The organism is Actinosynnema mirum DSM 43827 (assembly GCF_000023245.1).
GTDB lineage: Bacteria > Actinomycetota > Actinomycetes > Mycobacteriales > Pseudonocardiaceae > Actinosynnema > Actinosynnema mirum.
In genome coordinates, this window is the sequence record NC_013093.1 from 7,683,777 (window position 1) to 7,709,916 (window position 26,140).

The 26,140-nt window shown below is 74.1% G+C and carries 27 protein-coding genes and 1 pseudogene; 6 read left to right on the forward strand and 22 right to left on the reverse strand.

Annotated features, from left to right (window positions below; genetic code table 11):
* Positions 1-215: 215 nt before the first annotated feature.
* The gene (locus AMIR_RS43000) at positions 216-1,145 is read right to left on the reverse strand and encodes a MerR family transcriptional regulator (protein ID WP_015805224.1); all 930 of its coding nucleotides are present in this window, start codon (positions 1,143-1,145) and stop codon (positions 216-218) included.
* A gap of 266 nt (positions 1,146-1,411) precedes the next feature.
* Between AMIR_RS43000 and AMIR_RS32415 the strand changes: the two genes are divergently transcribed.
* Positions 1,412-1,708 (forward strand): WhiB family transcriptional regulator, encoded by a 297-nt coding sequence (locus tag AMIR_RS32415; RefSeq protein WP_041838582.1) that lies wholly within the window; start codon positions 1,412-1,414, stop codon positions 1,706-1,708.
* Between the two features lie 172 nt (positions 1,709-1,880).
* Here the strand turns inward: AMIR_RS32415 and groL are convergent, their stop codons facing one another.
* The 6 genes from groL to tsaB all read right to left on the reverse strand — a co-directional run bounded on the left by groL (position 1,881) and on the right by tsaB (position 7,434).
* Entirely contained in the window at positions 1,881-3,506 is a 1,626-nt protein-coding gene (groL, locus tag AMIR_RS32420; protein ID WP_015805226.1) for a chaperonin GroEL, read from the reverse strand.
* 84 nt (positions 3,507-3,590) lie between these two features.
* Positions 3,591-3,884 carry a co-chaperone GroES gene (groES, locus tag AMIR_RS32425; protein WP_015805227.1) on the reverse strand — a complete coding sequence of 98 codons (294 nt, stop codon included), beginning with the start codon at positions 3,882-3,884 and terminating at the stop codon, positions 3,591-3,593.
* 361 nt (positions 3,885-4,245) lie between these two features.
* On the reverse strand, positions 4,246-5,043 hold the full coding sequence (locus tag AMIR_RS32430) for a hypothetical protein (RefSeq protein WP_041837178.1): 798 nt from the start codon (positions 5,041-5,043) through the stop codon (positions 4,246-4,248).
* Positions 5,044-5,235: 192 nt separating this feature from the next.
* The gene (gene tsaD / locus AMIR_RS32435; RefSeq protein ID WP_015805229.1) at positions 5,236-6,288 is read right to left on the reverse strand and encodes a tRNA (adenosine(37)-N6)-threonylcarbamoyltransferase complex transferase subunit TsaD; all 1,053 of its coding nucleotides are present in this window, start codon (positions 6,286-6,288) and stop codon (positions 5,236-5,238) included.
* Positions 6,281-6,724, reverse strand: a complete 444-nt coding sequence (rimI, locus tag AMIR_RS32440) for a ribosomal protein S18-alanine N-acetyltransferase (RefSeq protein WP_041838583.1) — start codon at positions 6,722-6,724, stop codon at positions 6,281-6,283. The genes tsaD and rimI overlap by 8 nt, the downstream gene beginning before the upstream one ends.
* Before the next feature lie 11 nt (positions 6,725-6,735).
* On the reverse strand, positions 6,736-7,434 hold the full coding sequence (gene tsaB / locus AMIR_RS32445; RefSeq protein ID WP_015805231.1) for a tRNA (adenosine(37)-N6)-threonylcarbamoyltransferase complex dimerization subunit type 1 TsaB: 699 nt from the start codon (positions 7,432-7,434) through the stop codon (positions 6,736-6,738).
* Positions 7,435-7,502: 68 nt separating this feature from the next.
* On the opposite strand from tsaB, the gene AMIR_RS32450 reads away from it, so the two are divergent.
* The 4 genes and pseudogenes from AMIR_RS32450 to AMIR_RS42475 all read left to right on the forward strand — a co-directional run.
* On the forward strand, positions 7,503-7,886 hold the full coding sequence (locus AMIR_RS32450; protein WP_041838584.1) for a MerR family transcriptional regulator: 384 nt from the start codon (positions 7,503-7,505) through the stop codon (positions 7,884-7,886).
* A complete protein-coding gene (locus AMIR_RS32455) occupies positions 7,874-8,179 on the forward strand; it encodes a thioredoxin family protein (protein WP_015805233.1) in 306 nt (101 codons plus the stop codon). The genes AMIR_RS32450 and AMIR_RS32455 overlap by 13 nt, the downstream gene beginning before the upstream one ends.
* Positions 8,180-8,209: 30 nt before the next feature.
* Positions 8,210-9,562 carry an acyl-CoA synthetase gene (locus AMIR_RS32460; protein ID WP_015805234.1) on the forward strand — a complete coding sequence of 451 codons (1,353 nt, stop codon included), beginning with the start codon at positions 8,210-8,212 and terminating at the stop codon, positions 9,560-9,562.
* Between the two features lie 105 nt (positions 9,563-9,667).
* Positions 9,668-9,859 (forward strand): annotated as a pseudogene (locus tag AMIR_RS42475) (carboxyl transferase domain-containing protein); the annotation flags it as partial.
* A 407-nt stretch (positions 9,860-10,266) separates the two neighbouring features.
* Here the strand turns inward: AMIR_RS42475 and AMIR_RS42480 are convergent.
* The 6 genes from AMIR_RS42480 to glmS all read right to left on the reverse strand — a co-directional run bounded on the left by AMIR_RS42480 (position 10,267) and on the right by glmS (position 16,976).
* Positions 10,267-10,791: an AMIN-like domain-containing (lipo)protein gene (locus tag AMIR_RS42480; protein ID WP_015805235.1), complete on the reverse strand. Its 525-nt coding sequence runs from the start codon at positions 10,789-10,791 to the stop codon at positions 10,267-10,269.
* Between the two features lie 61 nt (positions 10,792-10,852).
* On the reverse strand, positions 10,853-11,332 hold the full coding sequence (gene tsaE / locus AMIR_RS32470) for a tRNA (adenosine(37)-N6)-threonylcarbamoyltransferase complex ATPase subunit type 1 TsaE (RefSeq protein ID WP_015805236.1): 480 nt from the start codon (positions 11,330-11,332) through the stop codon (positions 10,853-10,855).
* The gene (locus tag AMIR_RS32475; protein WP_015805237.1) at positions 11,332-12,432 is read right to left on the reverse strand and encodes an alpha/beta fold hydrolase; all 1,101 of its coding nucleotides are present in this window, start codon (positions 12,430-12,432) and stop codon (positions 11,332-11,334) included. Before AMIR_RS32475 ends, tsaE begins: the two co-directional genes overlap by 1 nt.
* A complete protein-coding gene (alr, locus tag AMIR_RS32480) occupies positions 12,429-13,529 on the reverse strand; it encodes an alanine racemase (protein WP_041837179.1) in 1,101 nt (366 codons plus the stop codon). The genes AMIR_RS32475 and alr overlap by 4 nt, the downstream gene beginning before the upstream one ends.
* A 62-nt stretch (positions 13,530-13,591) precedes the next feature.
* Positions 13,592-14,989 (reverse strand): NAD(P)H-hydrate dehydratase, encoded by a 1,398-nt coding sequence (locus AMIR_RS32485; RefSeq protein WP_015805239.1) that lies wholly within the window; start codon positions 14,987-14,989, stop codon positions 13,592-13,594.
* Positions 14,990-15,113: 124 nt separating this feature from the next.
* The gene (gene glmS / locus AMIR_RS32490; RefSeq protein ID WP_015805240.1) at positions 15,114-16,976 is read right to left on the reverse strand and encodes a glutamine--fructose-6-phosphate transaminase (isomerizing); all 1,863 of its coding nucleotides are present in this window, start codon (positions 16,974-16,976) and stop codon (positions 15,114-15,116) included.
* A gap of 134 nt (positions 16,977-17,110) precedes the next feature.
* Between glmS and AMIR_RS32495 the strand changes: the two genes are divergently transcribed.
* Positions 17,111-17,923 carry a dienelactone hydrolase family protein gene (locus AMIR_RS32495; RefSeq protein WP_015805241.1) on the forward strand — a complete coding sequence of 271 codons (813 nt, stop codon included), beginning with the start codon at positions 17,111-17,113 and terminating at the stop codon, positions 17,921-17,923.
* A gap of 123 nt (positions 17,924-18,046) precedes the next feature.
* On the opposite strand, the gene AMIR_RS32500 is transcribed toward AMIR_RS32495, so the two are convergent.
* The 9 genes from AMIR_RS32500 to AMIR_RS32540 form a co-directional block, all read right to left on the reverse strand.
* The gene (locus tag AMIR_RS32500) at positions 18,047-18,529 is read right to left on the reverse strand and encodes a hypothetical protein (RefSeq protein ID WP_015805242.1); all 483 of its coding nucleotides are present in this window, start codon (positions 18,527-18,529) and stop codon (positions 18,047-18,049) included.
* Positions 18,526-21,414 (reverse strand): hypothetical protein, encoded by a 2,889-nt coding sequence (locus tag AMIR_RS40800; protein WP_015805243.1) that lies wholly within the window; start codon positions 21,412-21,414, stop codon positions 18,526-18,528. Before AMIR_RS40800 ends, AMIR_RS32500 begins: the two co-directional genes overlap by 4 nt.
* Positions 21,411-21,704 (reverse strand): WXG100 family type VII secretion target, encoded by a 294-nt coding sequence (locus AMIR_RS32510; protein ID WP_015805244.1) that lies wholly within the window; start codon positions 21,702-21,704, stop codon positions 21,411-21,413. The genes AMIR_RS40800 and AMIR_RS32510 overlap by 4 nt, the downstream gene beginning before the upstream one ends.
* A 318-nt stretch (positions 21,705-22,022) precedes the next feature.
* Positions 22,023-23,357, reverse strand: a complete 1,335-nt coding sequence (gene glmM, locus AMIR_RS32515) for a phosphoglucosamine mutase (protein WP_015805245.1) — start codon at positions 23,355-23,357, stop codon at positions 22,023-22,025.
* Between the two features lie 118 nt (positions 23,358-23,475).
* Positions 23,476-24,099, reverse strand: a complete 624-nt coding sequence (rpsI, locus tag AMIR_RS42485) for a 30S ribosomal protein S9 (protein WP_041838585.1) — start codon at positions 24,097-24,099, stop codon at positions 23,476-23,478.
* 23 nt (positions 24,100-24,122) lie between these two features.
* Entirely contained in the window at positions 24,123-24,566 is a 444-nt protein-coding gene (rplM, locus tag AMIR_RS32525; RefSeq protein ID WP_015805247.1) for a 50S ribosomal protein L13, read from the reverse strand.
* Between the two features lie 304 nt (positions 24,567-24,870).
* Positions 24,871-25,161: a WXG100 family type VII secretion target gene (locus AMIR_RS32530; RefSeq protein ID WP_015805248.1), complete on the reverse strand. Its 291-nt coding sequence runs from the start codon at positions 25,159-25,161 to the stop codon at positions 24,871-24,873.
* Between the two features lie 83 nt (positions 25,162-25,244).
* A complete protein-coding gene (locus AMIR_RS32535) occupies positions 25,245-25,562 on the reverse strand; it encodes a WXG100 family type VII secretion target (protein ID WP_015805249.1) in 318 nt (105 codons plus the stop codon).
* A gap of 148 nt (positions 25,563-25,710) precedes the next feature.
* Positions 25,711-26,127, reverse strand: a complete 417-nt coding sequence (locus AMIR_RS32540) for a histidine kinase (RefSeq protein WP_015805250.1) — start codon at positions 26,125-26,127, stop codon at positions 25,711-25,713.
* Positions 26,128-26,140 lie beyond the last annotated feature (13 nt).

A 26,140-nucleotide genomic window follows, 5' to 3' on the forward strand; every position in this document is an offset into this window, starting at 1 on the left:
ACCCAGCCATCTTCCGGGGCTCCCGGCCCCGTTGGTCGAACCGCGCGATCCGGCCGTCGCACGCGGGCGGGTCGCAACCGGGCCAAACGGACGACACTAGGGGTGCGCACGCCCCATCGGGCCCACTTCGGCGGCGAATCGGGCGCAAATCGGGCAGGAAAGTGTGCGATCGGGCAGACCGGCGACCCCACCGCCCGGCCACCCCCACCACCCGGTCAGCAGACCGCGCGCTCGATCGCCGCCACCGCCACCGGCAGGTCGTCGATGCGCTCCGCGGGCGCGGGCACCACACCCCGCTGCCAGCCGGGCCCGCCCGCGAAGACCCTGACCTGCTGCCTCGTCCTCGGCAGCGCCGCGACCACTCCCGGATCGGCGTAGCGCGGCAGGTGCGCCCACAGGACCACCGCGGACGGCGCGGTCCTGCGGATGGCCGACGCCAGCGCCGCCGCGGGCAGGGACGCGCCCAGCTGCATCACGCCCAGCCCGCGCCTGGCCAGCTCCGCCGCCAGCGGGCGCAGGGGCAGGCTGTGGCGCTCGTCCGGCACGCACGCCAGCAGCACCGGCCGGTGGTTGCGCGGGTCCGCCACCAGCGGGGTCGCCCTGGTCATCGCCGCCGCCACGCACTCCTCCAGCAGGTGCGACACCTCGACCCCGGCCCCCGAGTGCTCCCACTTCGCGGCGATCGCCGTCAGCACCGGCAGGACCACCTCGCCCCAGGTCGCGACCACCCCGTCCGCGTCGATCGCGTCCGCCAGGATGATCTGCGCGGCCACCGAGTCCATCGCCAGCGCCGCCCGCCCCAGGCCCCGCGCGGGCCTGCCAGCCCCCGGCATCCGCAGACCGCGCACCCCGGCGGGCGACGGCCGCCCCGCGTCCAGCTCGCCGATCGCGAGCGGCGCCTGCTGCGCGTCCGGGGCGGGCACCGGGGTGCTCAGCGCGTACTTGGCGGCCTCCGCCGAGGTGGCCCCGCGCTGCAGCGCCCGCTGCATCAGCTCCAACCGGGCCACGTCCAGCGGCGCGTACTTCCGGTGTCGCCCTGTCGTGTGATCACTGGGTCCCAGCCCGTACCGCCGGTCCCAGGTGCGCAGCGTCGCCGGGGCGACCCCGAGCCTGCGGGCCGCGGCAGCGACGGACAGGGTCACCACCTGCGCAGGGTCACCTTGACCGGCAACGACTTCCCGCGCGTCGCCGACCGGCGGCGACGTCGAGCGGGTGGGCGGGTTCACCCCGTCATCGTCGGTTCACCAGCCGTTACGAGCAAATCCGGAGTTCAAACCCCGTGATCACCCATCGGCTGAATTGCGGTCCCACAAGCCCGGACGGGCTTGAACAACCATTGGCGCGGTTCTACGGTGGATCACTGTTACGCCAAATGGAGCAGTTCCCGTCCGTGGCCAAGGAGGCGGTCTCGATGGCGGACACCCGAAGGCTCCCCGGTCCCAACGCCGATCTCTGGGACTGGCAGATGCGCGGCTCCTGCCGCGGGATGGACAGCGCGTTCTTCTTCCACCCCGACGGGGAACGCGGACCGGCACGAGCCAGACGGGAGGCACGGGCGAAGGCCGTCTGCCTGTCCTGCCCCGTGCTGGAGATGTGCCGCAGGCACGCCCTTGCCGTGCAGGAGCCGTACGGCATCTGGGGCGGCCTCTCGGAATCCGAGAGGGACGGGATCATCAAGGCAAGGAAGCGCAGGCTCACCCTCACCTGATGACCCGTGCGGGAAAGGGGCGACACCACCAGGTGCCGCCCCTTTCCCGCGTCCGGGGGAAGGCCCGCAAGAGCAGGACCGGCGGGCTCCCCGTGGGGCGCCCGCCGGTCCGGCGTCGAGCGGAGCAGGCCCCCTGACCGGTCACGACGACCGGCCGGGGCGGCCGAGCGGGTCAGTGCCCGTGGCCGTGCCCGTGGCCGTGGCCACCGGCCCCGGCGGGCTCCTCTTCCTTCTTCTCCACGATGGCGCTCTCCGTGGTGAGCACCATGCGGGCGATCGAGGCGGCGTTGGTGACCGCGGAGCGGGTCACCTTCACCGGGTCGATGATGCCCGCCTCGAGCAGGTCGCCGTAGGTCAGCGTCGCGGCGTTGAGGCCGAAGCCCCAGTCGGCCTCGCGGACCTTGTTGACCGCGACCGCGCCCTCCTGGCCGCCGTTCGCGGCGATCCAGAACAGCGGGGCGCCCAGTGCCTCGCGGACCAGGGCGACACCGGTGGCCTCGTCGCCGGTCAGGCCGAGCCCGCCGTCGAGCACCTTCGACGCGTGGATCAGCGCCGAACCGCCGCCGGGGACGATGCCCTCCTCGACCGCGGCCTTGGTGGCGGCGACCGCGTCCTCGATGCGGTGCTTGCGCTCCTTGAGCTCGGTCTCGGTGGCCGCGCCGACCTTGATCACGGCGATGCCGCCGGACAGCTTGGCCAGCCGCTCCTGCAGCTTCTCGCGGTCCCAGTCGGAGTCGCTGGCCTCGATCTCGCGGCGCAGCTGCTCCGCGCGACCGGCCACGTCCGCCTTGGCGCCCGCGCCGTCCACGATCGTGGTGTTGTCCTTGGAGACCACGACGCGGCGGGCGGCGCCCAGCACGTCGAGACCGGCCTCGGACAGCTTCAGGCCCACCTCGGCGGCGATGACCTGGCCGCCGGTGACGACCGCGAGGTCGTCCAGGAACGCCTTGCGGCGGTCGCCGAAGAACGGCGCCTTGACCGCGACCACGCGCAGCGTCTTGCGCAGGGCGTTGACCACCAGGGTGGACAGCGCCTCGCCCTCGACGTCCTCGGCGATGATGACGAGCGGCTTGCCCGCCTCGGCGACCTTCTCCAGCAGCGGGAGCAGGTCGGCCAGCGCCGAGATCTTCTCGCGGTGCAGCAGGATGCGGGCGTCCTCGAACACCGTCTCCTGGGCCTCGAGGTCGGTGGCGAAGTGCGCCGACACGTAGCCCTTGTCGAACTGCACGCCCTCGGTGATGTGCAGCTCGGTCGCCATCGTCGAGGACTCCTCGACGGTGATGACGCCGTCCTCGCCGACCTTCTCGATGGCCTCGCCGAGCAGCGAGCCGATCGACTCGTCGCGGGAGGACACGGTGCCGACCTGGGCGATGTTGTCGCGGCCCTTGACCGGGGTGGCCTTGGCCTTGAGCGCGTCCACGACGGCGTCGGCGGCGGCCTGGACGCCCTTGCCGAGCGCGGTCGGGTTGGCGCCCGCCGCCACGTTCCGCATCCCGACGCGGACCATCGCCTGCGCCAGCACGGTCGCGGTCGTGGTGCCGTCACCGGCGATGTCGTTGGTCTTGGTCGCGACGCTCTTGGCGAGCTGCGCGCCCAGGTTCTCGAACGGGTCGTCCAGCTCGATCTCGCGAGCGATGGTGACGCCGTCGTTGGTGACCGTGGGGCCGCCGAACTTCTTGTCCAGCACGACGTGGCGACCACGCGGGCCAAGGGTGACCTTGACCGTGTCCGCCAGCTTGTTCACGCCGCGCTCGAGCGCCCGACGAGCGTCCTCGTCGAAGCTGATCTGCTTGGGCATTGCCTAGCCTCTCTCAGTGCGAAACGCCCCGGTGGCCCCGGAAGGGGTCGCCGGGGCGCCTTGCGTGGACGGTGCGGACGGACGTCAGTTGATGACGGCCAGCACGTCGCGGGAGGAGAGGATCAGGTACTCCTCGCCGTTGTACTTGACCTCGGTGCCGCCGTACTTGGAGTAGAGGACGACGTCGCCGACAGCCACGTCCACGGGGATGCGGTTGCCCTTGTCGTCGATCCGGCCGGGGCCGACCGCGAGGACCTTGCCCTCCTGGGGCTTCTCCTTCGCGGTGTCCGGGATCACGAGGCCGGAAGCCGTCGTGGTCTCGGCCTCGCTGGCCTGGACGACGATCTTGTCCTCGAGCGGCTTGATGTTCACGCTCACCGGGCTGACCTCCACGGTCGTCGAAAGCGTTGGCAGGTTGCGTTTACGGCTCCTGCCACCCCGCCGTCGCGGGGGTCGGGGCGGTTGCCGGTGCCGTACGGCTAGCACTCTACCCATTCGAGTGCCAACGGTTCAACGACCCCCCGGCCACCATGTGTCGCCCGATCAGGTGGCCGGTCCCATCCTGCCCGGAATCCCAGGTCGACGGCGACCGGTCAGCGGGGCGGGACGCAGCGGTAACGCGGGTGGAGCGGTCCGGGTTCCCGAAGGGCGGGAAGAACGAAAGCCGGATCGGTTGGTCCGCAGCGAAGGACGGGGTGCGGCGGTCGGGGGTTTCGCGCTGCCGCGCAGCGCGGGGTCCTCAGACCCGCCGGGACTGGGCGTTGTCCTCCGGGACGACCGACGCCGTCCACCAGCCGTCGTCGCCCGGCCCGCGCACGAACGCCGTCGTCACCACGCCCCCGTCGGGGACCAGCCGGACGTCGAGCCGCGCGGGGATGCGGTCGGCGGGCGGCAGCACCTCGGCCAGCGCCGACAGCCGCACCACCTGGCCGGCGCCGTGCTCGGGCGCGGTGGCGGTGCTGGCCCCGACCACGCCGGTGACGTGCAGGAAGTCCGACTTCCCCAGCTTGACCGGGGTGATCCGGTTGACCGCGAGCGCGAACCGCTCGTCCGCCGCCTCGGGGTCGAAGGCGCGCAGCCGGGCGGTGCGGAGCACCCCGCCGAAGCTGATCCACGCCCACAGCGCGGCGACCAGGGTCAGCACCGCGACCAGCACCCAGGTCGCGGTCGCCACGGTCGGGACGGCCAGTCTGGCCTCGCCGGTCTCCCCGTCCACGAACACCGGGAACCGGTCGCCGACGACCCGGTCCCCCGCGACGACGACGTCCTCGCGCCGCTCCCCCGCGTGCTCGAACTCCACCCGCAGCGCCGGGACCTGCTCGGTGGTGCGGCTGCGGCGCCCGCCGGAGGTCTGGGAGGTGGTGGTCTCGGCGACGGCGGTCGCGGTGACCTCGGTGTGCTCGGCGGTGAGGGTGCCCAGCGCGGAGCCGCCGAGGAGCACGATGCCGCTGACGAGCACCGCCCACAGCAGCAGGGACGTGGTGGACCTTCGCATCCGCTGGGCGAAGTACTTCTGCAGGTGCGGTGAAGCGGACATCTCTCCCCGTGGCAACGTCGCGCCGATCGCGGCCATCACCCCTGTTCAGGGGGCGCGCAACCGGTTGCGCCGAATGCTAGGGAGGGATCGTGCCCGGCGGTGTGGGTCGAATGCACCACACCACCGGGTGAACCCGGTCGGGCCGCGTCGGCGGCCCCGGCGTCAGCGGAGCCGGCGTCAGCGGAGCCGGCGTCAGCGGACCTGGACCACCTCGACCGGCAGGCCGGGGTTGGTCGACAGCGACAGGCCCGACGGCTGCGCGCCCGCCGCCACCAGGTGCGCGCCGATCGCGGCGATCATCGCGCCGTTGTCGGTGCACAGCCGAGGGCTGGGCACCCGCAGGGTGATGCCCGCGTCCGCGCACCGCTCGGCGGCGAGCCCGGACAGCCGCGAGTTCGCCGCGACCCCGCCGGAGATCACCAGCGTGTCCACGTCGAGGTCCCGGCACGCCCGGATCGCCTTGGCGGTCAGCACGTCGGCCACCGCCTCCTGGAACGACGCGGCGACGTCGGCCAGCGGCACCTCCTCGCCCGCGGCCTCCCGGCGCTCGACCCAGCGGGCGACGGAGGTCTTCAGGCCGGAGAACGAGAAGTCGTACTTGGCGTCGCGCGGCCCGGTCAGCCCCCTGGGGAAGGCGATGGCGCACCCGTTGCCCTGCTTGGCGAGCCTGTCGATGGGCGGGCCGCCGGGGTAGGGCAGGTCGAGCAGCCGGGCGACCTTGTCGTAGGCCTCGCCCGCCGCGTCGTCCACCGTGGACCCGATCTCGGTGATGCTCGACGCCAGGCCCTCCACGAGCAGCAGCTGGGAGTGCCCGCCGGACACCAGCAGCGCCAGGCACCGCTCGGGCAGCGGCCCGTGCTGGAGGGTGTCGGCGGCGACGTGGCCCGCCAGGTGGTTGACGCCGTAGAGCGGCTTGTTCAGCGCGGCGGCGTACGCCTTGGCGGCGGAGACGCCGACCAGCAGCGCGCCCGCGAGGCCGGGACCGGCGGTGACCGCGATGGCGTCGATCTGCGCGAGGTCGACGTCGGCCTTCTCCAGGGCCCGCCGCATCGACGGGACCATGGCCTCCAGGTGCGCCCTGGACGCGACCTCGGGGACGACGCCGCCGAACCGGGCGTGCTGCTCGACGCTGGAGGCGACCTCGTCGGCCAGCAGCTCCATGCCGCCGTCGGCGCCGAGGCGGACGATGCCCGCGCCGGTCTCGTCGCAGCTGCTCTCGATGCCGAGGATGAGCCGGTCAGTCACGGTTCGCGGGCCTTCCCATGGTGTACGCGTCGGCCCCGGAGGGCTGGTAGTAGCGGCGGCGCAGGCCGAGGCGCTCGAAGCCGTGCGCCAGGTAGAGGCCGATGGCGCCCTCGTTGTCGGTGCGGACCTCCAGGAACACCGGGAGGCCGTCCCGGTCGGCCCGCTCCAGCAGCGCGCGGAGCAGGGCCTTGCCGATGCCCCTGCCCTGCCAGGCGGTCTCGACGGCGATGGTGTGGACGCTGCTCTCGAAGTCGGTCAGGCCCAGTCCCGCGTAGCCGACCAGCTCGCCGTCCGCGTAGGCGCCGAGGTAGAGGTTGCCCGCGTCCAGCTCGCTCAGGAACGAGTTCTCGCTCCACGGGTCGTCGCCGGGGAACAGCCGGTGCTCGATCTCGACGCAGCGCGGGACGTCCTCGTGGCGCAGCGGCGACAGCACCACGGTGCCGGTGTTCACGGGCGGGTCACCCGCTTGCGGCCCGTGGGCTCGACGGCGTCGGGTCGGCGCAGGTAGAGCGGGGTGAGCGGGGCCGGTTCGGCGGCGGAGAGCAGCGCGTCGGCGGCGGCGGCGACCAGGCCCGCCGGGGACGGGTGGTCGTGCCCCGCCAGCACGGGCAGGCCGAGCACCTCGGCGTAGAGCGCGGCGCCCTCGCCGACCGCCTGGGCGAGACCGAGTCCGGGCAGCTTCTCCGCCAGGTCGGCGGGGCGCTCGACGTCCGGGCCCAGGGTGCGGCGGCCGTCCGCGTCGTAGGCGGCCCAGTAGACCTCGCGGCGGCGGGCGTCCGTGGCGACCAGCAGCGGCGCGCCCGCCGCCGAGCCGGAGGCCACGGCGTCGTGCGCCAGCGCGTCGGTGGTGGCGACCGGGTGCACGGGGCGGCCGAGGGCGTGGCCGAGCGCGGCGGCGGTGACCAGGCCGACGCGCAGCCCGGTGAACGGGCCGGGACCTGCGCCGACCACGATCGCGTCCACGTCGGCGAGCGAGCGGCCCGCGTCCGCGAGCGCCTCGGTCAGGTGCGGCGTGAGGAGCTCGCCGTGCGCCTTGGCGTCGACCGTGACCCGCTGGGCCAGGGTCCTCGGCGGCGAACCGGCTTCGAGCTCCACGACCCCTGCGGTCACTGCGGGCGTGGCGGTGTCCAAGGCGAGCACTAGCACCGGGTCACTGTACGGGGGCGCGCGCCGGGGCTGGACTTGACGTCCACGTCAACACCGATGATGCCGTGGTGCGCATCGGGGAGCTGGCCAGGCGCTGCGGCACGACGACGCGGGCGCTGCGCTACTACGAGTCACTGGGGCTGCTGCCGGACCGGCGTGGTCCGAACGGCAGGCGCGAGTACGAGGAGTCCGACCTGCGGCTGGTGACCGAGATCAGGTCGCTCACCGGCATCGGGTTCGCGCTGGAGGACACCCGGCCGTTCGTGGAGTGCCTGCGGGACGGCAACGCGAGCGGCGGGTCGTGCCCCGCCTCGGTGGCGGTGTACCGGCGCAAGCTCGCCGAGATCGAGGAGTGCATCGCGGGTCTCGAGGTGGCCAGGGAGCGGGTGCGCGAGCAGCTCGCCTCGGCGGAGGCCGAGGCAAGGCGGAAGGGGAAGACGTGCGGGAGCTGACCGACGGGACGTTCGGGGCGGGCATCGCCGAGGGGCTGCACCTGGTGGAGTTCGGGGCGAGGTGGTGCCCGCCGTGCCGGGTGGTGGAGCCGGTGCTGGAGGAGCTGGACCGGGAGCTGCCGGGGCTGGTGGTGAGCCGGGTCGACGTGGACGCGAGCCCCGCGGTGGCGCGGGACGCGCGGATCATGTCGGCGCCGACGCTGAACCTGTACCGGGACGGGGAGCTGGTGGCGCAGTCCGTCGGCGCGAGGCCGAAGTCGCGGTTGGTGACGTGGCTCGAACCGCACTTGTGACCGGGGGCGGGCGGCGGCACGGTGTAGCCCATGCTGCTGCCCGCTCTGACCGACGCCGCCGTCGCCGACGCCGTCGCTGACAAGACCGCGCTCCGCTTCCCCGACGGGGAGCTGACCTACCGGGAGCTGGCCGCGCGGGCCCGCGCCGTCGCGCACGGGCTCGCGGGCAGGCGGCTGGTCGCGGTGTGGGCCCGGCCGACCCTGGACACCTGCGTGACCGTGGTCGGCGCGCTGCTGGCCGGGGTGCCGGTGGTGCCACTGAACCCGAGGATCGGCGAGCGGGAGCTGCGGCACGTGCTGGAGGACAGCGCGCCCGAGCTGGTGGTCGACGGCGAGCCGCCCTCCGGGGCCGAGGTCCCGCTGCCGGAGCCGGACGCCGAGGCGCCCGCGCTGGTGATCTACACCTCGGGCACGACCGGGCCGCCGAAGGGCGTCGTGCTGCCCAGGCGGGCGCTGGCGGCGAACCTGGACGCGCTGGCCGCCGCCTGGGCGTGGACCGGGGACGACGTGGTGGTCCACGGGCTGCCGCTGTTCCACGTGCACGGGCTGTGCCTGGGCGTGCTGGGGCCGCTGCGACGCGGCGGGACGGTGCGCCACCTGGGGTCGTTCACCGTGGAGGCCGCCGCCGAGGCGCTGGCCGGGGACGGGACGGTCCTGTTCGGCGTGCCGACGATGTACCACCGCCTCGCGCAGGCCCCGGAGCACGCGGAGGCGTTCGGGAAGGCGCGGCTGCTGGTGTCCGGGTCGGCGGCGCTGCCCGCGGCGGTGCACGAGCGGATCAGCGCGCTGACCGGGCAGCGGGTGGTGGAGCGGTACGGGATGACCGAGACGCTGATCATCACGAGCGTGCGGGCGGACGGCGACCGGAGGCCGGGGGCGGTCGGGACCGCGCTGGACGGGACGGCGGTGCGGGTGGTGGGCGAGCCGGGCGAGATCGGCGAGGTCGAGGTGCGCGGGCCGGGGCTGTTCACCGAGTACCTGAACCGGCCGGACGCGACGCGGGAGGCGTTCCGGGACGGCTGGTTCCGGACCGGGGACCTGGCGGTGCTGGAGCCGGACGGGTACCTGCGGATCGTGGGGCGGCGGGCCACCGACCTGATCAAGAGCGGCGGGTACAAGATCGGGGCGGGCGAGATCGAGAACGCGCTGCTGGAGCACCCGGACGTGGCCGAGGTCGCGGTGGTCGGCGAGCCGGACGAGGACCTCGGCGAGCGGGTCGTGGCGTGGGTGGTGGCCGACGGTCGGGAGCCGACGCTGGAGGAGCTGGCCGACCACGTGGCCGGGCTGCTGGCCCCGCACAAGCGACCGCGCGCGCTGGTGCTCGTGGACTCGTTGCCGCGCAACGACCTCGGCAAGGTGCTCAAGCGGGAGCTGCGGCGGTGAGCGACCCGCTCGGGTGGCCCGGCCACGCCGAGCGGGTGGCGCGGGCGCGGGCCAGGTCGGGCGGGGTGGGGTCGGTCGGCTGGGTGCGGTGGCGGCGCGGTGGTCGTGGAGTTCGACTTCCGCTTCCTCGGTGGGTCGGCGGGCGCGGGGGCCGGGCAGGCGCTGGTGGACGCGTTCGGCGCGGCGGTGGGCGAGGGGCTGCCGGTGGTGTCGCTGATCGCGACCGGGGGCAGCCGGGTGCACGAGGGCGTGCTGGCGCTGCGGCAGCTGCAGCGGTTGGCGCGGGCGCGGGCCGAGCACCGGGCGGCCGGGCTGGGGCACGTGGCGGTGCTGCGCGACCCGACCACCGGCGGCGGCTGGGCGGCGCTGGGCGCGGGGGCCGATCTGGTGCTGGGGGTGTGGGTGTGGGTGAGACGCAAGAGCCGAACCTCCCTGAGCCGCAGCGTGGGACCGCGGTGCAGCGGTTCGTGGTCTCGCACTGCTGCGCAGCGCGGGGTTCGCTGGCAGCCGGGTGCGGCAGGGCAACGGGCCGGAGTACACCGCCGAGGGGCAGTTCGCGGCCGGGTCGGTGGACGCGGTGGTGGCGCCGGGCGACGTGGAGCGGGTCGTGGCGCAGCTGGGGGCGGCGGAGGTGCTCGCGGGGGCCGGGCCGATCGGGTCAGGGCGGGGTGCGGACCGCCGCCACGGCCCGCACCCCGTCAGCCCTACGAGTGCGCCACGTCCACCACGAGCTTGCCGTCGCCCGAGGTCACCCGGAACGGCAGCTCCGTGGGCGTGCCGATGCCCAGCTTGACCTGGCCCTCGAACGAGCCTGCCCACCTGACCTGCTGGAACGTCCGGTACCCGGTCACGTCGACCACCTCGACCGGGTTCACCGGCTGGTAGCCCTGGCCGGGCACGTCCACCAGGACCACGAGCGTGCCGTCGCCGCGCAGCGGCAGCACCTGGTCCTTCGCGATGTGCCCCAGCTCGTCCCGGTACCCGACGTGGAACCCGGCCGCGTCCGCCGCGCCCAGGTCCAGCACCAGCCGGTCGAAGCACTCGTGCCGCCCTGCCTGGACGCCGGTCAGCGCGCCCTCGGCCGCGCCGCCCCAGAGGTCCCGGTCACCGGTTCCCCAGTTCGTGTCGCACGCGACGTCGGCGTCGGCGGGCGAGGCCCCGGCGACCGCCACCGGTGCGAGGGCCACCCCTGCCAGTGCCGCGAACAGCACCGCAACCCTGCGAAGCATCGGTTCCTCCTCACGACGGAGCCCCCATGACCCCGTCACGGGGAATGGGACCGATGCCCGCTCACCCGTTGCGGTCTGCGGCCTCCGCGCTGCGGGGTCCCGCACCGGGCAGCTCCCGCCCGACCCAAGCCCCGCTGGGCTCCAGCCGCGCCACGCGCACGTCGTCGTCGCGCCGCTCCAACCGCACCAGCAGGTGGTCCTCGGACAGCCGCGCCGCGCCCTCGCCCCACTCGACGGCCACCACCGCGTCCACCAGGTCGGTGTCCAGGTCCAGGTCGTCCAGCTGCGCCAGGTCGCCGCCCAGCCGGTAGGCGTCGACGTGCACCAGCGCCACGCCGCGCTCACCGGCGTCGTGCACCCGCGCGATCACGAACGTCGGCGAGCTCACCCGCCCCCGCACGCCCAGCCCGGCCGCGAGGCCGCGCACCAGCGCCGTCTTGCCCGCGCCGAGCGGCCCGGCGAGCAGGAGCAGGTCGCCCGCCCGCGCCGACTCGCCCAGCGCCCTGCCGAACGCCTCGGTGTCCTCCACCGTCGGCAGCATCACGCTCGCCACCACCGTCGCCCGTCCTCGTCCTCCACGGCCGCGCTGCGGCGCACCAGGTCGACCAGGTGCGCGGTCACGAGCTCGGCCTGCTCCATCATCACCATGTGGCCCGCGCCGGAGGCCCGGACCAGTTCGCTGTGCGGCATCTCCTCGGCCATCCGCTCCGCGTGCGAGAACGGGGTGAGCCGGTCGGCGTCGCCGCTGACCACCAGCACCTCGCAGTGCCGCAGGCCGGCCAGCGCCTTGTAGCGGTCGTGGGTGCCCAGCGTCTCCAGGAACTCGGTGAGCACCGACACCTTGATCCCGGCGATCATCTCGTCCATCAGGTCGACCAGCGAGGTCGGCACGCCGCGATCGCCGAACGCGAGCGCCCGGATGCCGCTCCAGGTCAGGATGTTGGCCCGCCGCCGGGCCCACTCCACCGCGCTCGGCTGGAGCCCGGCGAGCCTGCCGACGCCCAGGGTGACCGGGTTGTACCGGGACAGCACCGACTTGGGCAGCCCCGCGCCGCCGACCGCGCCCGCCGCCGTGCCCACCAGCGCGACGCCGCGCACCCGCTCGGCGAACAGGGTCGGGTTCTCCTCGGCCAGCGCCATGATCGTCATGCCGCCCATGGAGTGCCCGACGAGCACCAGCGGCCCGGTGGGCGCCATGGACCGGATCACCGCGTCCAGGTCGCGGGCCAGCTGGTCGATGGTGTTGGACTCGGCGGGCGAGCGGTCGGAGCGGCCGTGGCTGCGCTGGTCGTACAGCACCAGCCGCACCCTCGGGTCGACCAGCCGGGCCAGGTCGCGGCGCTGGAAGTGCCAGCAGCGGCGGTCGAGCGCGAAGCCGTGCACGAGAACCACGGTCAGCTCGGCCTCGCCGCCGTCCTCCGGGTCGACCTCCTCGGCCGACAGGGGCACGCCGTCGTCGGCGGCCACCGTGGACTCGCGGGTGGGGCGCAGCCTGCCGAGGGGCTCGTCGGCCAAGGGGTCGTCCTGGTTCCGCTCGCCGGTGACCTTGCGGTGGTTGGCCGCGACGCCCACGGCGACGCCGGTCGCCGCGGCGCCCAGCACCCCGCCGACCACGCTCACGGCCTTCCACAGCGTCTTCACCGGTAGGTCCTCACCACGCGCGGCCGGTGCATCCCCGTCACGATCTCGTAGTCGATGGTGCCGGTGGTGTCCGCCCACTCGCGGGCGGTCGGCCCGCCGTCGACGCCGGTCCCGAACAGCACGACCTCGTCCCCCTCCGCGATCTCGTCGTCCCCGCAGTCCACCACGACCTGGTCCATGCAGACCCGCCCGACCACCGGGCGCCTGCGGCCCGCGAGCCGCACGTGCATCCGGTTGGACAGGGCGCGCGGCACGCCGTCCGCGTAGCCGACCGGCACCAGCGCGAGCGAGGTGTCGGACTTCGCGGTCCAGGTCAGGCCGTACGAGACGGACTCGCCCGCCCGGATGCGCTTGGTGCGCACCACGCTGGAGCGGAACGTCATGACCGGCCGCAGGTCGTGCTCGTCGGGCACCGGGTTCAGCCCGTACAGCGCGATGCCCGGCCGGACCAGGTCGAAGTGCAGGTCGGGGCGGGTGAGCAGGGCGGCCGAGTTGGCCAGGTGCCGCTTCGGGTCGAGGCCGGCGCGCAGCGCGGCGCGGTAGGCGTCGTCGAACCGCTCGGCCTGCGCGTCGGTGGCCGGGTGGCCGGGCTCGTCGGCGCACGCCAGGTGGGACCAGATCGCGTGCACCTCGACCTCGGGGGTGGCGGCGGCGAGCTCGACGAACGCCTCCCACTCGTCGGCGGGGCAGCCGTTGCGGGACAGCCCGGTGTCGATCTTGAGGTGGACGCGGGCGCGCCTGCCCGCCCGGCGCGCGGCGGCGGCTGCGGACTCCAGCGCGCGGGGCGTGGACAGGCCGAGGTCGACGCCCTCGGCGATCGCGGGCGCGAAGTCGGTGTCCGGGGTGTCGAGCCAGGCCAGCACGGGCGCGGTGATCCCCCCGGCGCGCAGCGCCAGCGCCTCGGGGATCGAGCAGGAGCCCAGCCAGGTCGCGCCGGAGCCGAGGGCGGTCCGCGCCACCTCGACCGCGCCGTGCCCGTAGCCGTCGGCCTTGACCACGGCCATCAGCTCGGCGCCCGGCGCGCGGGCGGCCAGGTACGCGGTGTTGTGCCGGAGGTTGTCGAGGTCGATGACGACCTCAGCGCGGGGAGCAGCCATAGCGCGGTTCATGGTGTCATAGCAGGTGATCGGCGGGCGGCCCGCCACTCGTGGCGCGGCGCTCATCCGCTCCGCAGCGCCCGGATCGCGTCCGGCACGGCCCTGAGCAGCGCCGACGCCGGGATGGGCGCGCCGCGCGAGGCGAGGTCCGCCGCCGTCGCGTGGGCCCGCGCCGCGCAGGCCGCCGCGAGCAGCGGGTCGAGCCGGGCCGCCAGCAGCGTCCCGACCAGCCCGGACAGCACGTCGCCCGACCCGGCGGTGGCCGCCCAGCCGCCGCCCGCCCGGTTCACGAACACCCGCCCGTCGGGGCCCGCCAGCACCGTCGTGTTGCCCTTGAGCAGCACCACCGCGTCGAACCGCTCGGCGGCCCGCCTCGCGGCGGCGACCCGGTCCCGCCCCACCGGCCCGGCCAGCCGCTCGAACTCGCGGTCGTGCGGGGTCAGCACCAGCGGGGTGCCGGGGTCGCGGGCGTCCCACAGGTCGCGGTTGTTGGCGAGCATGGTGATGGCGTCGGCGTCGGCGACCACCGGCACGCCCGCCTCCAGCACGGCCCGCAGCACGCCCTCGGCGCTCAGCCCGGTGCCCAGACCCGGCCCGACCACCCAGGACTGGACGCGGCCCGCGTCGGTGATCGAGCCGGTGCAGATCGACTCCGGCCAGGACGCCCGGACCGCCTCGGCCGCCGCGCCCGCGTACCGGACCATGCCGGAGGTGGCGAGCAGCGCGGCCCCGGTGGCCAGCACGGCCGCGCCGGGGTAGGTCGCGGAACCGGCGGCGATCCCGGTGACGCCCTGGGTGTACTTGTCGTCCGAACGACCGGGCACCGGCCAGTGCGCGCCGACCTCGGCGTCCTCCAGCTCGGCCAGGTCGGGACCGGCCAGCTCGGGCCCGAGGCCGAGGTCGACCAGCTCGACCCGGCCGCAGTCGGCGAGCGCGTGCACGGGCTTGAGGCAGCCGAAGGCGACCGTGACGTCGGCCCTGACGGCGGGACCGGTGATCGCGCCGGTGTCCGGGTCGATCCCGCTGGGCAGGTCGACCGCGAGGACCGGCGCGTCGATCGCGGCGACGTGCTCGGCGGCGTCCGGGCGCAGCGGGCCGCGCGCGGACAGCCCGACGATGCCGTCGACGACCAGGTCGACCTCGCCGAGCCGGTCCACGACCCGCCCGCCCGCCCCGCGGAACGCGGCCAGCCCCTCGGCGTGCGCCCGGTCCGGCCGCAGCAGCACCGCGCTCACCGCCACCCCCCTGCGCCGCAGGTAGTGGCCCGCCCACAGGGCGTCGCCGCCGTTGCCGCCCGCGCCGACCAGCAGGCCGACGCGGCGGCGCGGGCCGGTCAGCATCCCGAGCGCGACGCGGGCCAGCCCGAAGGCGGCCCTGCGCATGAGCGCGCCGTCCGGCACGCGCGCCATGACCCGCTCCTCCGCCGCCCGCACCCGCTCAGTCGTCCACAGACCCCGCATGGGTCCAGACTGCCCCAGACCGCTCAGCGGGACACGCGGACGCCCACCCCCGGCAGAGCACGACCGCCCGCCGCCGGAGGTCGGCGGCGGGCGGCGGCGGGTGACGTTCTCGGCGGGCGCGCGCCTACTCGACGGTGACGGACTTGGCCAGGTTGCGCGGCTTGTCCACGTCGTAGCCCCGCGACCTGGCGATCTCCGCCGCCAGCACCTGCAGCGGCACGGTGGACACCAGCGGCTGGAGCAGCGTCGGCACGGCGGGCACCTCGATGAGGTGGTCGGCGAACGGGCGCACCGTCTCGTCGCCCTCCTCGGCGATCACCACGGTCCGCGCGCCGCGCGCCTGGATCTCGCTGATGTTGGACACCAGCTTGGAGTGCAGCACCGCGCGGCCCTTCGGCGAGGGCATCACCACGACGACCGGGAGGCCCTCCTCGATCAGCGCGATCGGGCCGTGCTTGAGCTCGCCCGCCGCGAAGCCCTCGGCGTGCATGTACGCCAGCTCCTTGAGCTTGAGCGCGCCCTCCAGCGCCACCGGGTAGCCGACGTGGCGGCCCAGGAACAGGACGGCCTTGGAGTCGGCCAGGTCGCGGCCGAGGGCCTTGACCTGCTCGACCGTGCCGAGGACGCGCTGCACGGCGGCGGAGGCGGCCTCCAGCTCGGCGAACTCGCGGGCGACCTCGTCGGGGTACTTGGTGCCGCGCGCCTGCGCCAGGGCCAGGCCCACCAGGTAGTTCGCCGCGATCTGGGCGAGGAACGCCTTGGTGGAGGCGACGCCGATCTCCGGGCCCGCGTGGGTGTAGAGCACCGCGTCGGACTCGCGCGGGATCTGCGCGCCGTTGGTGTTGCACACCGCCAGCACGCGGGCCTTCTGGGCGCGGGCGTGCCGCACGGCCTCCAGGGTGTCGGCGGTCTCGCCGGACTGGGAGATCGCGACGACCAGGGTGGCGCGGTCGAGCACCGGGTCGCGGTAGCGGAACTCGCTGGCCAGCTCGACCTCGACGGGCAGCCGGGTCCAGTGCTCGATGGCGTACTTGGCGACCAGGCCGGAGTGGTAGGCCGAGCCGCAGGCCACGACGAAGACCTTGTCGACGTCGCGCAGGTCCTGGTCGGACAGGCGCTGCTCGTCGAGCACGATCCGGCCGTCGCGGAAGTGGCCGCGCAGGGTGTTGGCCAGCGCGTCCGGCTGCTCCTCGATCTCCTTGAGCATGAAGTACTCGTGGCCGCCCTTCTCGGCGGCGGACAGGTCCCAGTCGACCGTGAACGGCTTGGCCTCGGCGGGGCCGCCGTCGAAGTCGGTGACCTCGTAGCCGTCGGCGGTGATCACCACGACCTGGTCCTGGCCCAGCTCGACGGCCTCGCGGGTGTGCTCGATGAACGCCGACACGTCGGAGGCGAGGAACGTCTCGCCCTCGCCGACGCCGACCACGAGCGGGGAGGAGCGGCGGGCGGCGACGACCTGGCCGGGCTCGTCGGCGTGCGTCACGACGAGCGTGAACGCGCCTTCGAGGCGGCGGACGACGGCGCGGACGCTGCCGGGCAGGTCGCCCTTGGTGTCGCCGTCCGAGTAGGCCAGCGCGATCAGGTGCGCGGTGGTCTCGGTGTCGGTGTCGCTGGCCATCTCGATGCCGAGGTCTTCCAGCTCCGAGCGCAGCGCGGCGAAGTTCTCGATGATGCCGTTGTGCACCACGGCGACGCGACCGGTGGTGTCGCGGTGCGGGTGCGAGTTGCGGTCGACGGGCGCGCCGTGCGTGGCCCACCGGGTGTGGCCCATGCCGACGGTGCCCGCGAACCCGGCGCGGCCGACCTCGTCCAGCACCGCCTCCAGGTTGGCCAGCCTGCCGGCCTTGCGCTCGACGGCGAGGCCGCCCGCGCCGTCCAGGACGGCGACGCCCGCCGAGTCGTACCCCCGGTACTCCAGGCGCCTCAAGCCGTCCAGCACGACGTCCAGCGCCGAGCGGTGGCCCACGTATCCCACGATTCCGCACACACCGCACAGGGTAGCCAGATTCGTGCGGTCCCCCGAACGTGTCGGTTCACACCGTTTTCGCAGGTAACGCGCCTCTTTGGTGTAGACCAATCGTGGCGTGCGGCACCGGGTCGCGATCGACTACCGTTGCTGCGGTGAGCGGCAACTCGGCGAAGCAGGTGCTCGACCAGCTCAGCAGGCCAGGGGAGCACGAGGTGCTGCGGGGCGACCTGGCCCTCGTCGGGCTTCCCGGCCTGGTCTACACGCCGGCGTCCGGCCTCGGCCTGCCCGCCGTCGCGTTCAGCCACGGCTGGCTCCAGCCCGCCACCCGCTACCGGGGCCTGCTGCGGCACCTGGCGTCGTGGGGCATCGTCGCGGCGGCCCCGAACACCCAGCGCGGCCCGCTCGCGTCGGCGCGGCTGATGTCCGCGAACCTGACGACGGCGCTCGACGTGTGCACGGGCGTGCGGCTGGGCGAGGGCGGCATCTCGGTCGACCCGGAGCGGCTGGCGGTGGCCGGGCACTCGATGGGCGGCGGCGCGGCCGTGCTGGCGGCGGCGCGGGACCCGAGGGCGCGGGCGGTGGTGACCCTGGCGGCGGCCGAGACGAAGCCGTCGGCTCTGGACGCGGCGCGCGAGATCGGCGTGCCGGGCCTGCACCTGGCGGGCGGCGAGGACCGCATCGCGCCGCCGATCGGGCACGCGCAGGCGATCGCGGAGGCGTGGCGCGGGCCGGTGCAGGTGCGGATGCTGGAGAAGGCCTCGCACCTGGGGTTCACCGAGGGCAGGCACTGGAGCGAGCTGCTGCTGGACGGCAGGGGCGAGCGCTCGGCGCAGCGGCTGGCGCGCGGCCTGGTGACGGCGTTCCTGCTGCGGGTGCTCAAGGGCGAGCGGCGCTGGGACGCGCTGCTGGAGGACGACGTGCGCGGCGCGGCGCTGGTGTACCAGCGGGCGGCGCTGGGGCTGTGACGGCGGGGGGCCGGGCCCCGGAGGGCTGCTGAGGGGCACGGCACTGAGGGGCACGGCGCGGAGGGCTCCCCTCCCCGAAAACCGGGGAGCCCCCACGCGCGGTGCTGCTCGTGCGACCTGGGCTCAGGAGAGCCAGGTCTGACCGCTCATGTCGTCGTCGTCCGGCGGCGGCGCGGCCCTGCGCCCGCGTGCGGGCGGCTGCTGGGCGGGCTGCTGCCAGGACGGCGGCTGCTGGGTGAACGGCTGCGTGGGCGGCTCCTGCTGCCCACCCCTGGGCTGGGGTTGGGCCTGCGGTTGGGCGTGGGGCTGCTGGGCGGGCTGGGACGGCCGCGCCTCGCCCTCCTCGTCCTCCAGCCCGAAGGCCAGCTCCCCCGCGCCCCGGTCCACCGACCTCGGCTGGGGCTTCTGCGGCACGGCCAGCAGCCGGTCGGCCTTCTCGCGCAGCTGCGCGCGCTCGGCCTCGGCGCGGGCCTCGCGCTCCCCCGCCTCCTGCTCCAGCCGCTTCGCGGTGGCCGCCAGGTCGGCGGTGACCTGCGCGTTCTGCTTGCGGGTGCGGGCCAGCGCGTCGTCGAACGCCGCCTGGACCCGCTCGTCGACCTGGATCACCGGTTGTCCCCCTCGCCCAGCACGCCCTGCAGGCGGTTCATGGCGCTGCTGTCGTCGTCGAACAGCGACCCCGAGGTGCGCCACTGGCCGGAGCTGCGCTCGGTGTCACCGCCCTGGCCACCACCCTGGCCGCCGCCGGCGCCCGCGCCGCCCATCATGCCGCCGCCCATCATCCCGCCACCCATCATGCCGCTCGCGCCCTGGCCGGAGCCGTCCTGCATGGACGGGAGCACGGCGGAGCCCGCCTGACCGGCCTGGGAGGTGTGGGTGTCGGCGAAGCTGCCACCGCCCGACGAGCCGTCCTGCGAGCCGCGGTCCACGACCTGGTCCGGGGTCGAGCCGGACAGCGAGCTGCCGCCCAGCGCGGCGTCCACCTTGTCGAAGGCGCTGCCCGCGTCGCCGACCAGCGCGGCGCCCGAGGTGACGGTGGTGCCGCCGGTCGAGCCGCCCGAACCGGGGGCGTCCCAGCCGGGCGCCCCGAGGCCGGTGGCGCTCGGGGAGGTGGCGCTCGGGGAGGTGGCGCCGCTCTGGGTGGTGAAGCCCTGCTGGGCGGTGTCGTACGCCGCCGCGACGGGCTCGGTGAAGCCCTGGGGGGCGCGCGCGGGCTCGGTGAAGCCCTGGACGGGCTCCGTGAAGCCCTGGGCGGGCTCGGTGAAGCCGCGCACGGGCTCGGCGACCGGCTCGGTGAAGCCCTGCGCGGGCCGCACCGGGTCGGCGAGGCCCTGCTGGGCGACGAGCTGCTCGGCGTCGGCCGTGAAGCCGCGCGCGGCCGACGCGGCACCGGTCGCGTCGTCGGCCGGGCCGCCCGCGACGACCGGGCCGATTCCCGCGCCGACCCGACCACCGACCGGGGCGGCGTCCTCGCCGAACTCGACGCCGAACTCGTCGGGCTTGCCGCCCTGGCCGTCGTCGACGGACAGGGTGATCTCACCGGTCAGCGGGTCGACCTCGGCGATGATCTTCAGGCCGTCCTGCTCGATGACGGCCCTGCCGTCCGGGCCCGCCTGGATCGGCGTGGCCGCGCTGCCCGCGCCGGAAGCGGAACCGGCCGCGCCGCCAGCTCCCGCCCCTGCGGCGCCCGCCTCCGCCGCGCCGGAACCCGCCGCGCCGGGCGTGGTCGCCGCGCCGTCGGTGGAGCCGTCCGCGCCGGTCCCGCCCTCGGGCAGCTCCTTGCCGGTGAGCGCCTTGTACGCGTCGGGGTTGTCGCTGAAGTCCAGGTCGTAGGTCTTCGGCTGGCCGTTCGGGGTGTCCACGGTGAGCTGCACGTGGCCCTCGTCGTCGGGCTCGGTGACGGTCAGCTCGTTGTCGCCGCTGCGCACGGTGACCTTCTCGGGCTGCTCACCGCCCCCGCCGACCAGGCCGTCCGGGCTTCCGGCGCCACCCCCGGCCCCGCCGCCGCCCTCGCCCTCGGGGCTCTCCAGCCCGTCCGGCTTGCCGTCGCCGTCCGCGTCCAGCGGGTTCTCGGGCGTGGGGATCTCGGGCATCTCCGGGGTGGCGGGCATCCCGCCGCCCGTGCCGCTGCCGCCGGGCACGCCGCTGCCGGTCCCCGTGCCGGTTCCGGTTCCGGTTCCCGTGCCGGTTCCGGTTCCGGTTCCCGTCCCGGTCCCGGTTCCCGTGCCGGTCCCGGTGTTGGAGGACTGCTGCGCGGTGGTGGCGTTGCCGTTCTCGCCGCTGAACGAGGGCGCGTCGGTGACCTCGCCGAGCGCCTTGTCCTTGATCTGCCCCTCGAGCTGGCCGAACATCGTGTCGTAGCCGGTCTGGACGCCGGTCTGCACGTTGGCGCAGTACGAGTCGAAGGACTGCTTCTTGGCGTCGAACTCCTGGCACAGGAGCTTGAGCTTCTCCTTGGACTCGGTGATGAGCCGCTCGCGCACGTCCTTGGCGTGGTCCGCGAGGCCGATCGCGGCCCCGATGCCCGAGCCGACGGGTCCGCCGAGGACCAGGCCGACGAAGGCCTTCCCGAACGTCGAGATCCAGTCGCCCGACAGCCAGTCGCTGATCGTGACGTCGCCGGGCAGGAGCCCGCCCTTGGCCTTGCGGATCTCGTCCGCCGCCTCGGCGGGCGTGAGCTGGCCGCACTTGTCCGAGTGCATGTCGTGGACCGCCTGGGCGAAGTCCTTGACCTGGTCCTGGATGTGCTTCGCCGCCGCGGTGATCGTGCCGGGCACCGCCTTGGTGGACTCGACGAACCCGCCCGCGGTGTTCAGGAACTTGCCGTTGAAGCCGTTGGCGGCGGTCGCCGCGTCGCCCTGCCAGCCGCCGAGGGTGTTCCAGGCGGAGCCGAGCTGGTTCTGGTGGCCGTCCAGCTCGCCCGCGGCCTTGTCGACCTTCTCCGCGTCCTCGCGGAATTTGACCAGGTCGATGCCCCTGACCTGGTCGTAGTTCGCGTAGAGGTCGGTGAGGGCGGGCACCTGGCCGTTGTGGCCGCAGGCGTCGTTGGCGCCCTTGTAGAGCGGGATCCAGGTCTCGAAGAACCGCAGTCCGGGCGCGCCCGCGTCGAGCAGCTCGTCGGAGGAGCGGAAGTCGCCGGTCTCGTCCAGGGTCTTCTGGGTGGAGCCGAGCTCGCGCTCCCCCTTGGCCTTGGCGACGATGGCGTCGGCGTTCTTGCCGTCCTGCTCCCAGGCGGCGCGCGAACCCTCGTCGTGGGCGAGCTTCGCCCCGCTGAGGCCCATCGTGGGCACGAGGAGGACGCCCGTGCCGACGTAGTCCCAGAAACCGGGGTCGTCGGGCACCTCGACGCCGTTGGCCTCGCCGTAGCGGCGCACCTCGTCCTCGCTCGCGCCCGCCCCCGCCAGCGCGCGCACGAGCTGCTTCTTGGTGTCCCCGGTGACGTTCGGGTCGTCGAGGAGCTTCTTGATCTCGTTCTGGTCGGCCACCGCGATCACCCGCCGAACCTGGTGGAGTTGCTCTGCTCCTCGCTCTGGTACGAGTTCGCGACGTCCTTGAGCCGCTGCGCGACGTTGTTCGTGCCGCGCCCGAAGGTGTTCACGTTCTCCTGGAGGCGGTCGAAGTAGGCCTTGTAGGTGGCTGCGACACCCTGGAACTTCCGCCCGACCTGGCCCGCGCCGACACCGGGGGCCAACCCCGAGCTCATCTGGATGATGTCCGTCCCGTGGTCCTCGTACTGACCCGCGACCTTCTGCAGATCAGCGGGACTGACCCCGTAACCAGCCACTGCTTCCGCCCTCCCCTTGAACTCCTGGCTCGGACGCGCTCAGGCGCCACCAGGTTCCGTGCACAGCCTGCCAGGCGACCCTCCGCTGAACAGCGGATTCCGCATCGTCTTTGCCGGAGCGAACAGCCCGCGAGGGGCGCTGGCGGCGATTCCGGGGGCGGGAGCCAGGATCGTCCTCGGACGGCATCCCCCCGCCCGGTCGCGCGCACCCCGTGGATCGCGCGCCTCGGACACCGGGCCCGGCTTCCGCGCGGCGGCCCGAAAAAAACTCGGGGCGCCCTGGAAGGGGCGCCCCGAGTCAGGTCCGGCCGCTCGGTCTCAGCGGACCGCGCTGACCACGCCCGCCAAGCGCTGCGCCGCCGATTCGGCGAGCTCGTGCGTCGGCGCCTCGACCATCACGCGCACCAGCTGCTCCGTGCCCGAGGGCCGCAGCAGCACGCGTCCCGTGTCGCCCAGCTCCTCCGTCACGGCCGCCACGGCCTCCGCCACGGACGGGGCCGCGGCCACCGTCGCCTTGTCGGAGACCACGACGTTCAGCAGGACCTGCGGGAGCCTGCGCATCACGCCCGCCAGGTCCGCCAGCGGCTTGCCCGTCGACGCGACGCGGGCCATCAGGCGCAGGGCCGTGAGCAGGCCGTCGCCGGTGGTGGCGTGCGCGGGCAGCACGACGTGGCCCGACTGCTCGCCGCCCAGGGCGTAGCCGCCCGCGCGCAGCTCCTCCACCACGTACCGGTCGCCGACCGCCGTGGTGCGCAGCGCGATGCCGTGCTCGCGCATCGCCAGGTGCAGGCCCAGGTTGCTCATGACCGTCACGACCAGCGTGTTGTCGGTCAGCTCGCCCGCTTCCTGCATGGCCAGCGCGAGCACCGCCATGATCTGGTCGCCGTCGACCTCGTCGCCGTTCGCGTCCACGGCGGCGCAGCGGTCCGCGTCGCCGTCGTGCGCGATGCCGAGGTCGGCGCCGTGCTCCAGCACCGCGGCGCGCAGCTGCCCGATGTGGTTCGAGCCGCAGTCCTCGTTGATGTTCAGGCCGTTCGGGGCCGCGTTGATCTCGACGACCTCCGCGCCCGCCCTGCGGTACGCCTCGGGGGCCGCGCCGGACGCCGCGCCGTTCGCGCAGTCGACCACGACCTTCAGGCCGTCCAGCCTGCTGGGCACGACCTTCAGCAGGTGCTCGACGTACTGGCTGAGCGCGTCCGGCACGTCGCGGACCCGGCCCACCTCGGCGCCGGTCGGGCGGTGCGCGCCTTCGCCGAGCTTCTGCTCGATCTCGTCCTCGACGGCGTCGGGCAGCTTGTGCCCACCGGCGGCGAACAGCTTCACCCCGTTGTCCGGCATGGGGTTGTGCGAGGCGGAGATCATCACGCCCACGTCGGCGCCGAGCGCGCCGACCAGGTGCGCGACGGCGGGCGTGGGCAGCACGCCCACGCGCAGCACGTCCGCGCCCGCGCTGGCCAGGCCCGCCACGACGGCGGCCTCCAGCATCTCGCCGCTGGCCCTGGGGTCGCGGCCGACCACCGCGACGGGGCGGTGGGACCGGTCGTGCTCGGCGAGCACCCGCGCTGCGGAGGCGGCGACGGAGAGCGCGAGTTCCGGGGTGAGGTCGGCGTTCGCGAGTCCGCGAACGCCGTCGGTGCCGAACAGCCGAGCCATGATCTGAGGGCCTCCGTGTGGTCGAAGCGGTGGCGAGACCCACGCACAGCACTGCGGGAGCAGCGGTTCGGTGAACCGCTGCTCCCGCAGTGTGGTGCTCGCCGTCCCGGTGAGGGGGTCAGCGCTTGCTGTACTGAGGCGCCTTGCGGGCCTTCTTCAGACCGTACTTCTTCCGCTCCTTGACCCTGGGGTCGCGGGTGAGGAAGCCGGCCTTCTTGAGGACCGGGCGGTCCTCGGAGTCGACGGCGATCAGCGCGCGGGCGATCGCGAGGCGCAGCGCACCGGCCTGGCCGGTGGTGCCGCCGCCGCGCAGGTTCGCGATGACGTCGAACGTCTCGGGCTTCTCGGTCGTGACCAGGGGCTCGCGGATGAGCTGCTGGTGGACCTTGTTCGGGAAGTACTGGTCCATCGTCTTGCCGTTGAGCGTGAACTTGCCGGTGCCGGGCAGCAGGCGAACGCGGACGATCGCCTCCTTGCGGCGGCCGACGGTCTGCGCCAGGTGCGGCGCGCCGTTCAGCTGGTGGAGGACGACGGGAGCGGACTCCTCCTCGACCTCGCCCTCCTCGACCTCGACGTCGGAGGCGTCGCCCTCGACGGCGTCGCCCTCGACGGTGGCGTCGGCGTCGCCCTCGACGGCGTCGGCCTCAGCGGCCTCGCCCTCGGTGGCCTCGGCCTCGACGGCGTCGAACTCGGCGACCTCCGCCGCCTCGACGGCGTCGTTCTCGGTCTCAGGGGTGCTCACGGCGACTTCCTCGTTCTGCTCGGTCACTGGGCGACCTTCTTGATCTCGAACGGCTGCGGCTGCTGCGCAGCGTGCGGGTGCTCCGAGCCGGTGTAGACCTTCAGCTTGGAGGCCATCGCGCGGCCGAGGCGGTTCTTGGGCAGCATGCCCTTGATCGCCTTCTCGACCAAGCGGTCGGCGCGGGTGTCGAGCAGCTCGCCGAACGACTGCTTGCTCAGACCACCGGGGTGGCCGGAGTGGCGGTAGGCGAAGGCCTGCTCCCGCTTCTTGCCGGTCAGCGCCACCTTGTCGGCGTTGATGACGATGACGAAGTCACCGGTGTCAACGTGTGGGGCGTAGGTCGGCTTGTGCTTGCCGCGCAGCAGCGTCGCGGCCTGGGTGGCGAGCCGACCGAGCACCAGGTCCTGGGCGTCGATCACGTGCCAGGCGCGGGTCACCTCGCCGGGCTTCGGGCTGTACGTGCGCACGGGTCTACCTCGTCGTCACTTGCGTCTGGGGTCATTGCGGCGGCTGCTCAGGCCGGACCCCAACACGGGCAAGGACCAGAACACGAGGAGCGCAGTGGGCGCACCCAGGTACCGCACAACAAAGTAGGAAGATACCGGTTGGGTGTCGGGCGGGTCAAAACGACCCCCCCGTCACGCTCGGTGACCGGTGTTCAGGGACGCGCCGGGGCGCCTGCCCCCGCACGTGCCGAGGCCCCGCGACCGTGAGGTCGCGGGGCCCGCGGCGCGGCTGGCGAACGCGGTCGCAGCGGACCGCGAGCGGGGATCAGCCCCAGCGGCCGGTGTTCCGCTGCTCAGCGGACTGGTAGGCCTCGGTGGCCGCGGCGACCGCGGTGCCGATGGACGCGAGGACCTGCTGGAGGTCGGCGGCGGCGGTGTCCCACTTGCGCTGCGCCTCCTGGTAGGTCTCGGAGGAGACACCGTCCCACTGCGCCACGACGGGGGCGATGCGCTGCTTGAGCTCGTCCAGCTCGGTCTGGACCTTGGTCGCGTGGCCCGAGATGTCGCCGGCAGCGCCCGACAGCTGCCCGAAGTCAACCTTGATCTGGTCGTTCATGATCTCCCCTAGGAAGTGAAGCTACACAGCGGAAAAAGAATTGCAGGTGGAGCGAAGAGAGCGTGGGAATGAATTCCCAACGATCAGAAACCGCCGCCGAGGCGGTTCGCGATCGTGGACATCTCCTGCGCCTGCTCCTCTTCCTGCTGGATGTAGGTCGCGGCCGTGCTGTCCATCTCGTTCGCGATGGCGAGCAGCGCCTCGTTCAGCTTGCGGGCGTCGTCGTTGAAGCGCTCGATCAGCTTGTTGAACGAGTCGGCGGCGTTACCCACCCACGCGGGGGCGAGCGAGTCCACCGTGCTCCGCAGCTGGCCCAGGATGCCCTGGACGTTGCCGTTGGTGTTGGTGATGTCCCGAGCCGCGTTCTGGAGCTCGGGAGTTCCGGTGGAGTAACCAGCCATTGCGTGTGACCCCCTAGGTCAATGAGATCAAGCTTGTGCCGGGCCGGCACGACGTTCCGACGCAGACACTGCCACGACCGGTTCCCCGCTGTCGCGCATTCCCCGGAAGTAGTTGCGCTTGTAAACGCTCAGTGACGTGGTCCGCGCCTCAGCTCATGATTCGCGCTTGCGAAAAGTCCTCGTCATCGCCCTGCTCCACTGACGGGTGAGCCCCTCGGGCGGCCACGGGACGTGACGCCGGTCGCGTTTGCTCGTGCACCTGATTTGCATTCGCTCCCGTTTGCGCTTGCGATTCCCCGGCGGAACCCGGAATTTCCGAGGGCAAATTCTCGACGGGAAGCCCCCGGCTCTCGCGCCAGCCGCCCGCCACCCTGCGGACGTCCGGCGAGGTCCCGGTCGACGCCGGGTCGGGCGCGCCCGCCCGCGCCCGGTCGGCCAGCGCGCGGGTGGCCGAGCGCAGGGCCGCGTTGCGCGCGCCGCCCTCGCCCGAGGCCCTGCTCGCCCTGGTGGTGGCGGCGGCCAGGTCCGAGCGGAACCTGGCGTAGGCGTCCTGGATGCCGGTCATGCCCTCTGCTCCA

What these genes read in the sequence shown, in the direction of transcription:
- AMIR_RS32530 (WP_015805248.1), bottom strand. Translation starts at nt 25,161, where the DNA reads ATGAACGACCAGATCAAGGTTGACTTCGGGCAGCTGTCGGGCGCTGCC.
- glmM (WP_015805245.1), bottom strand. Translation starts at nt 23,357, where the DNA reads ATGGCTCGGCTGTTCGGCACCGACGGCGTTCGCGGACTCGCGAACGCC.
- groL (WP_015805226.1), bottom strand. Translation starts at nt 3,506, where the DNA reads ATGCCCAAGCAGATCAGCTTCGACGAGGACGCTCGTCGGGCGCTCGAG.
- AMIR_RS42480 (WP_015805235.1), bottom strand. Translation starts at nt 10,791, where the DNA reads ATGCTTCGCAGGGTTGCGGTGCTGTTCGCGGCACTGGCAGGGGTGGCC.
- AMIR_RS32430 (WP_041837178.1), bottom strand. Translation starts at nt 5,043, where the DNA reads ATGTCCGCTTCACCGCACCTGCAGAAGTACTTCGCCCAGCGGATGCGA.
- alr (WP_041837179.1), bottom strand. Translation starts at nt 13,529, where the DNA reads ATGGCTGCTCCCCGCGCTGAGGTCGTCATCGACCTCGACAACCTCCGG.
- AMIR_RS32485 (WP_015805239.1), bottom strand. Translation starts at nt 14,989, where the DNA reads ATGCGGGGTCTGTGGACGACTGAGCGGGTGCGGGCGGCGGAGGAGCGG.
- AMIR_RS32535 (WP_015805249.1), bottom strand. Translation starts at nt 25,562, where the DNA reads ATGGCTGGTTACTCCACCGGAACTCCCGAGCTCCAGAACGCGGCTCGG.
- tsaE (WP_015805236.1), bottom strand. Translation starts at nt 11,332, where the DNA reads ATGCTGCCGACGGTGGAGGACACCGAGGCGTTCGGCAGGGCGCTGGGC.
- AMIR_RS32460 (WP_015805234.1), top strand. Translation starts at nt 8,210, where the DNA reads ATGCTGCTGCCCGCTCTGACCGACGCCGCCGTCGCCGACGCCGTCGCT.
- AMIR_RS32540 (WP_015805250.1), bottom strand. Translation starts at nt 26,127, where the DNA reads ATGACCGGCATCCAGGACGCCTACGCCAGGTTCCGCTCGGACCTGGCC.
- AMIR_RS32415 (WP_041838582.1), top strand. Translation starts at nt 1,412, where the DNA reads ATGGCGGACACCCGAAGGCTCCCCGGTCCCAACGCCGATCTCTGGGAC.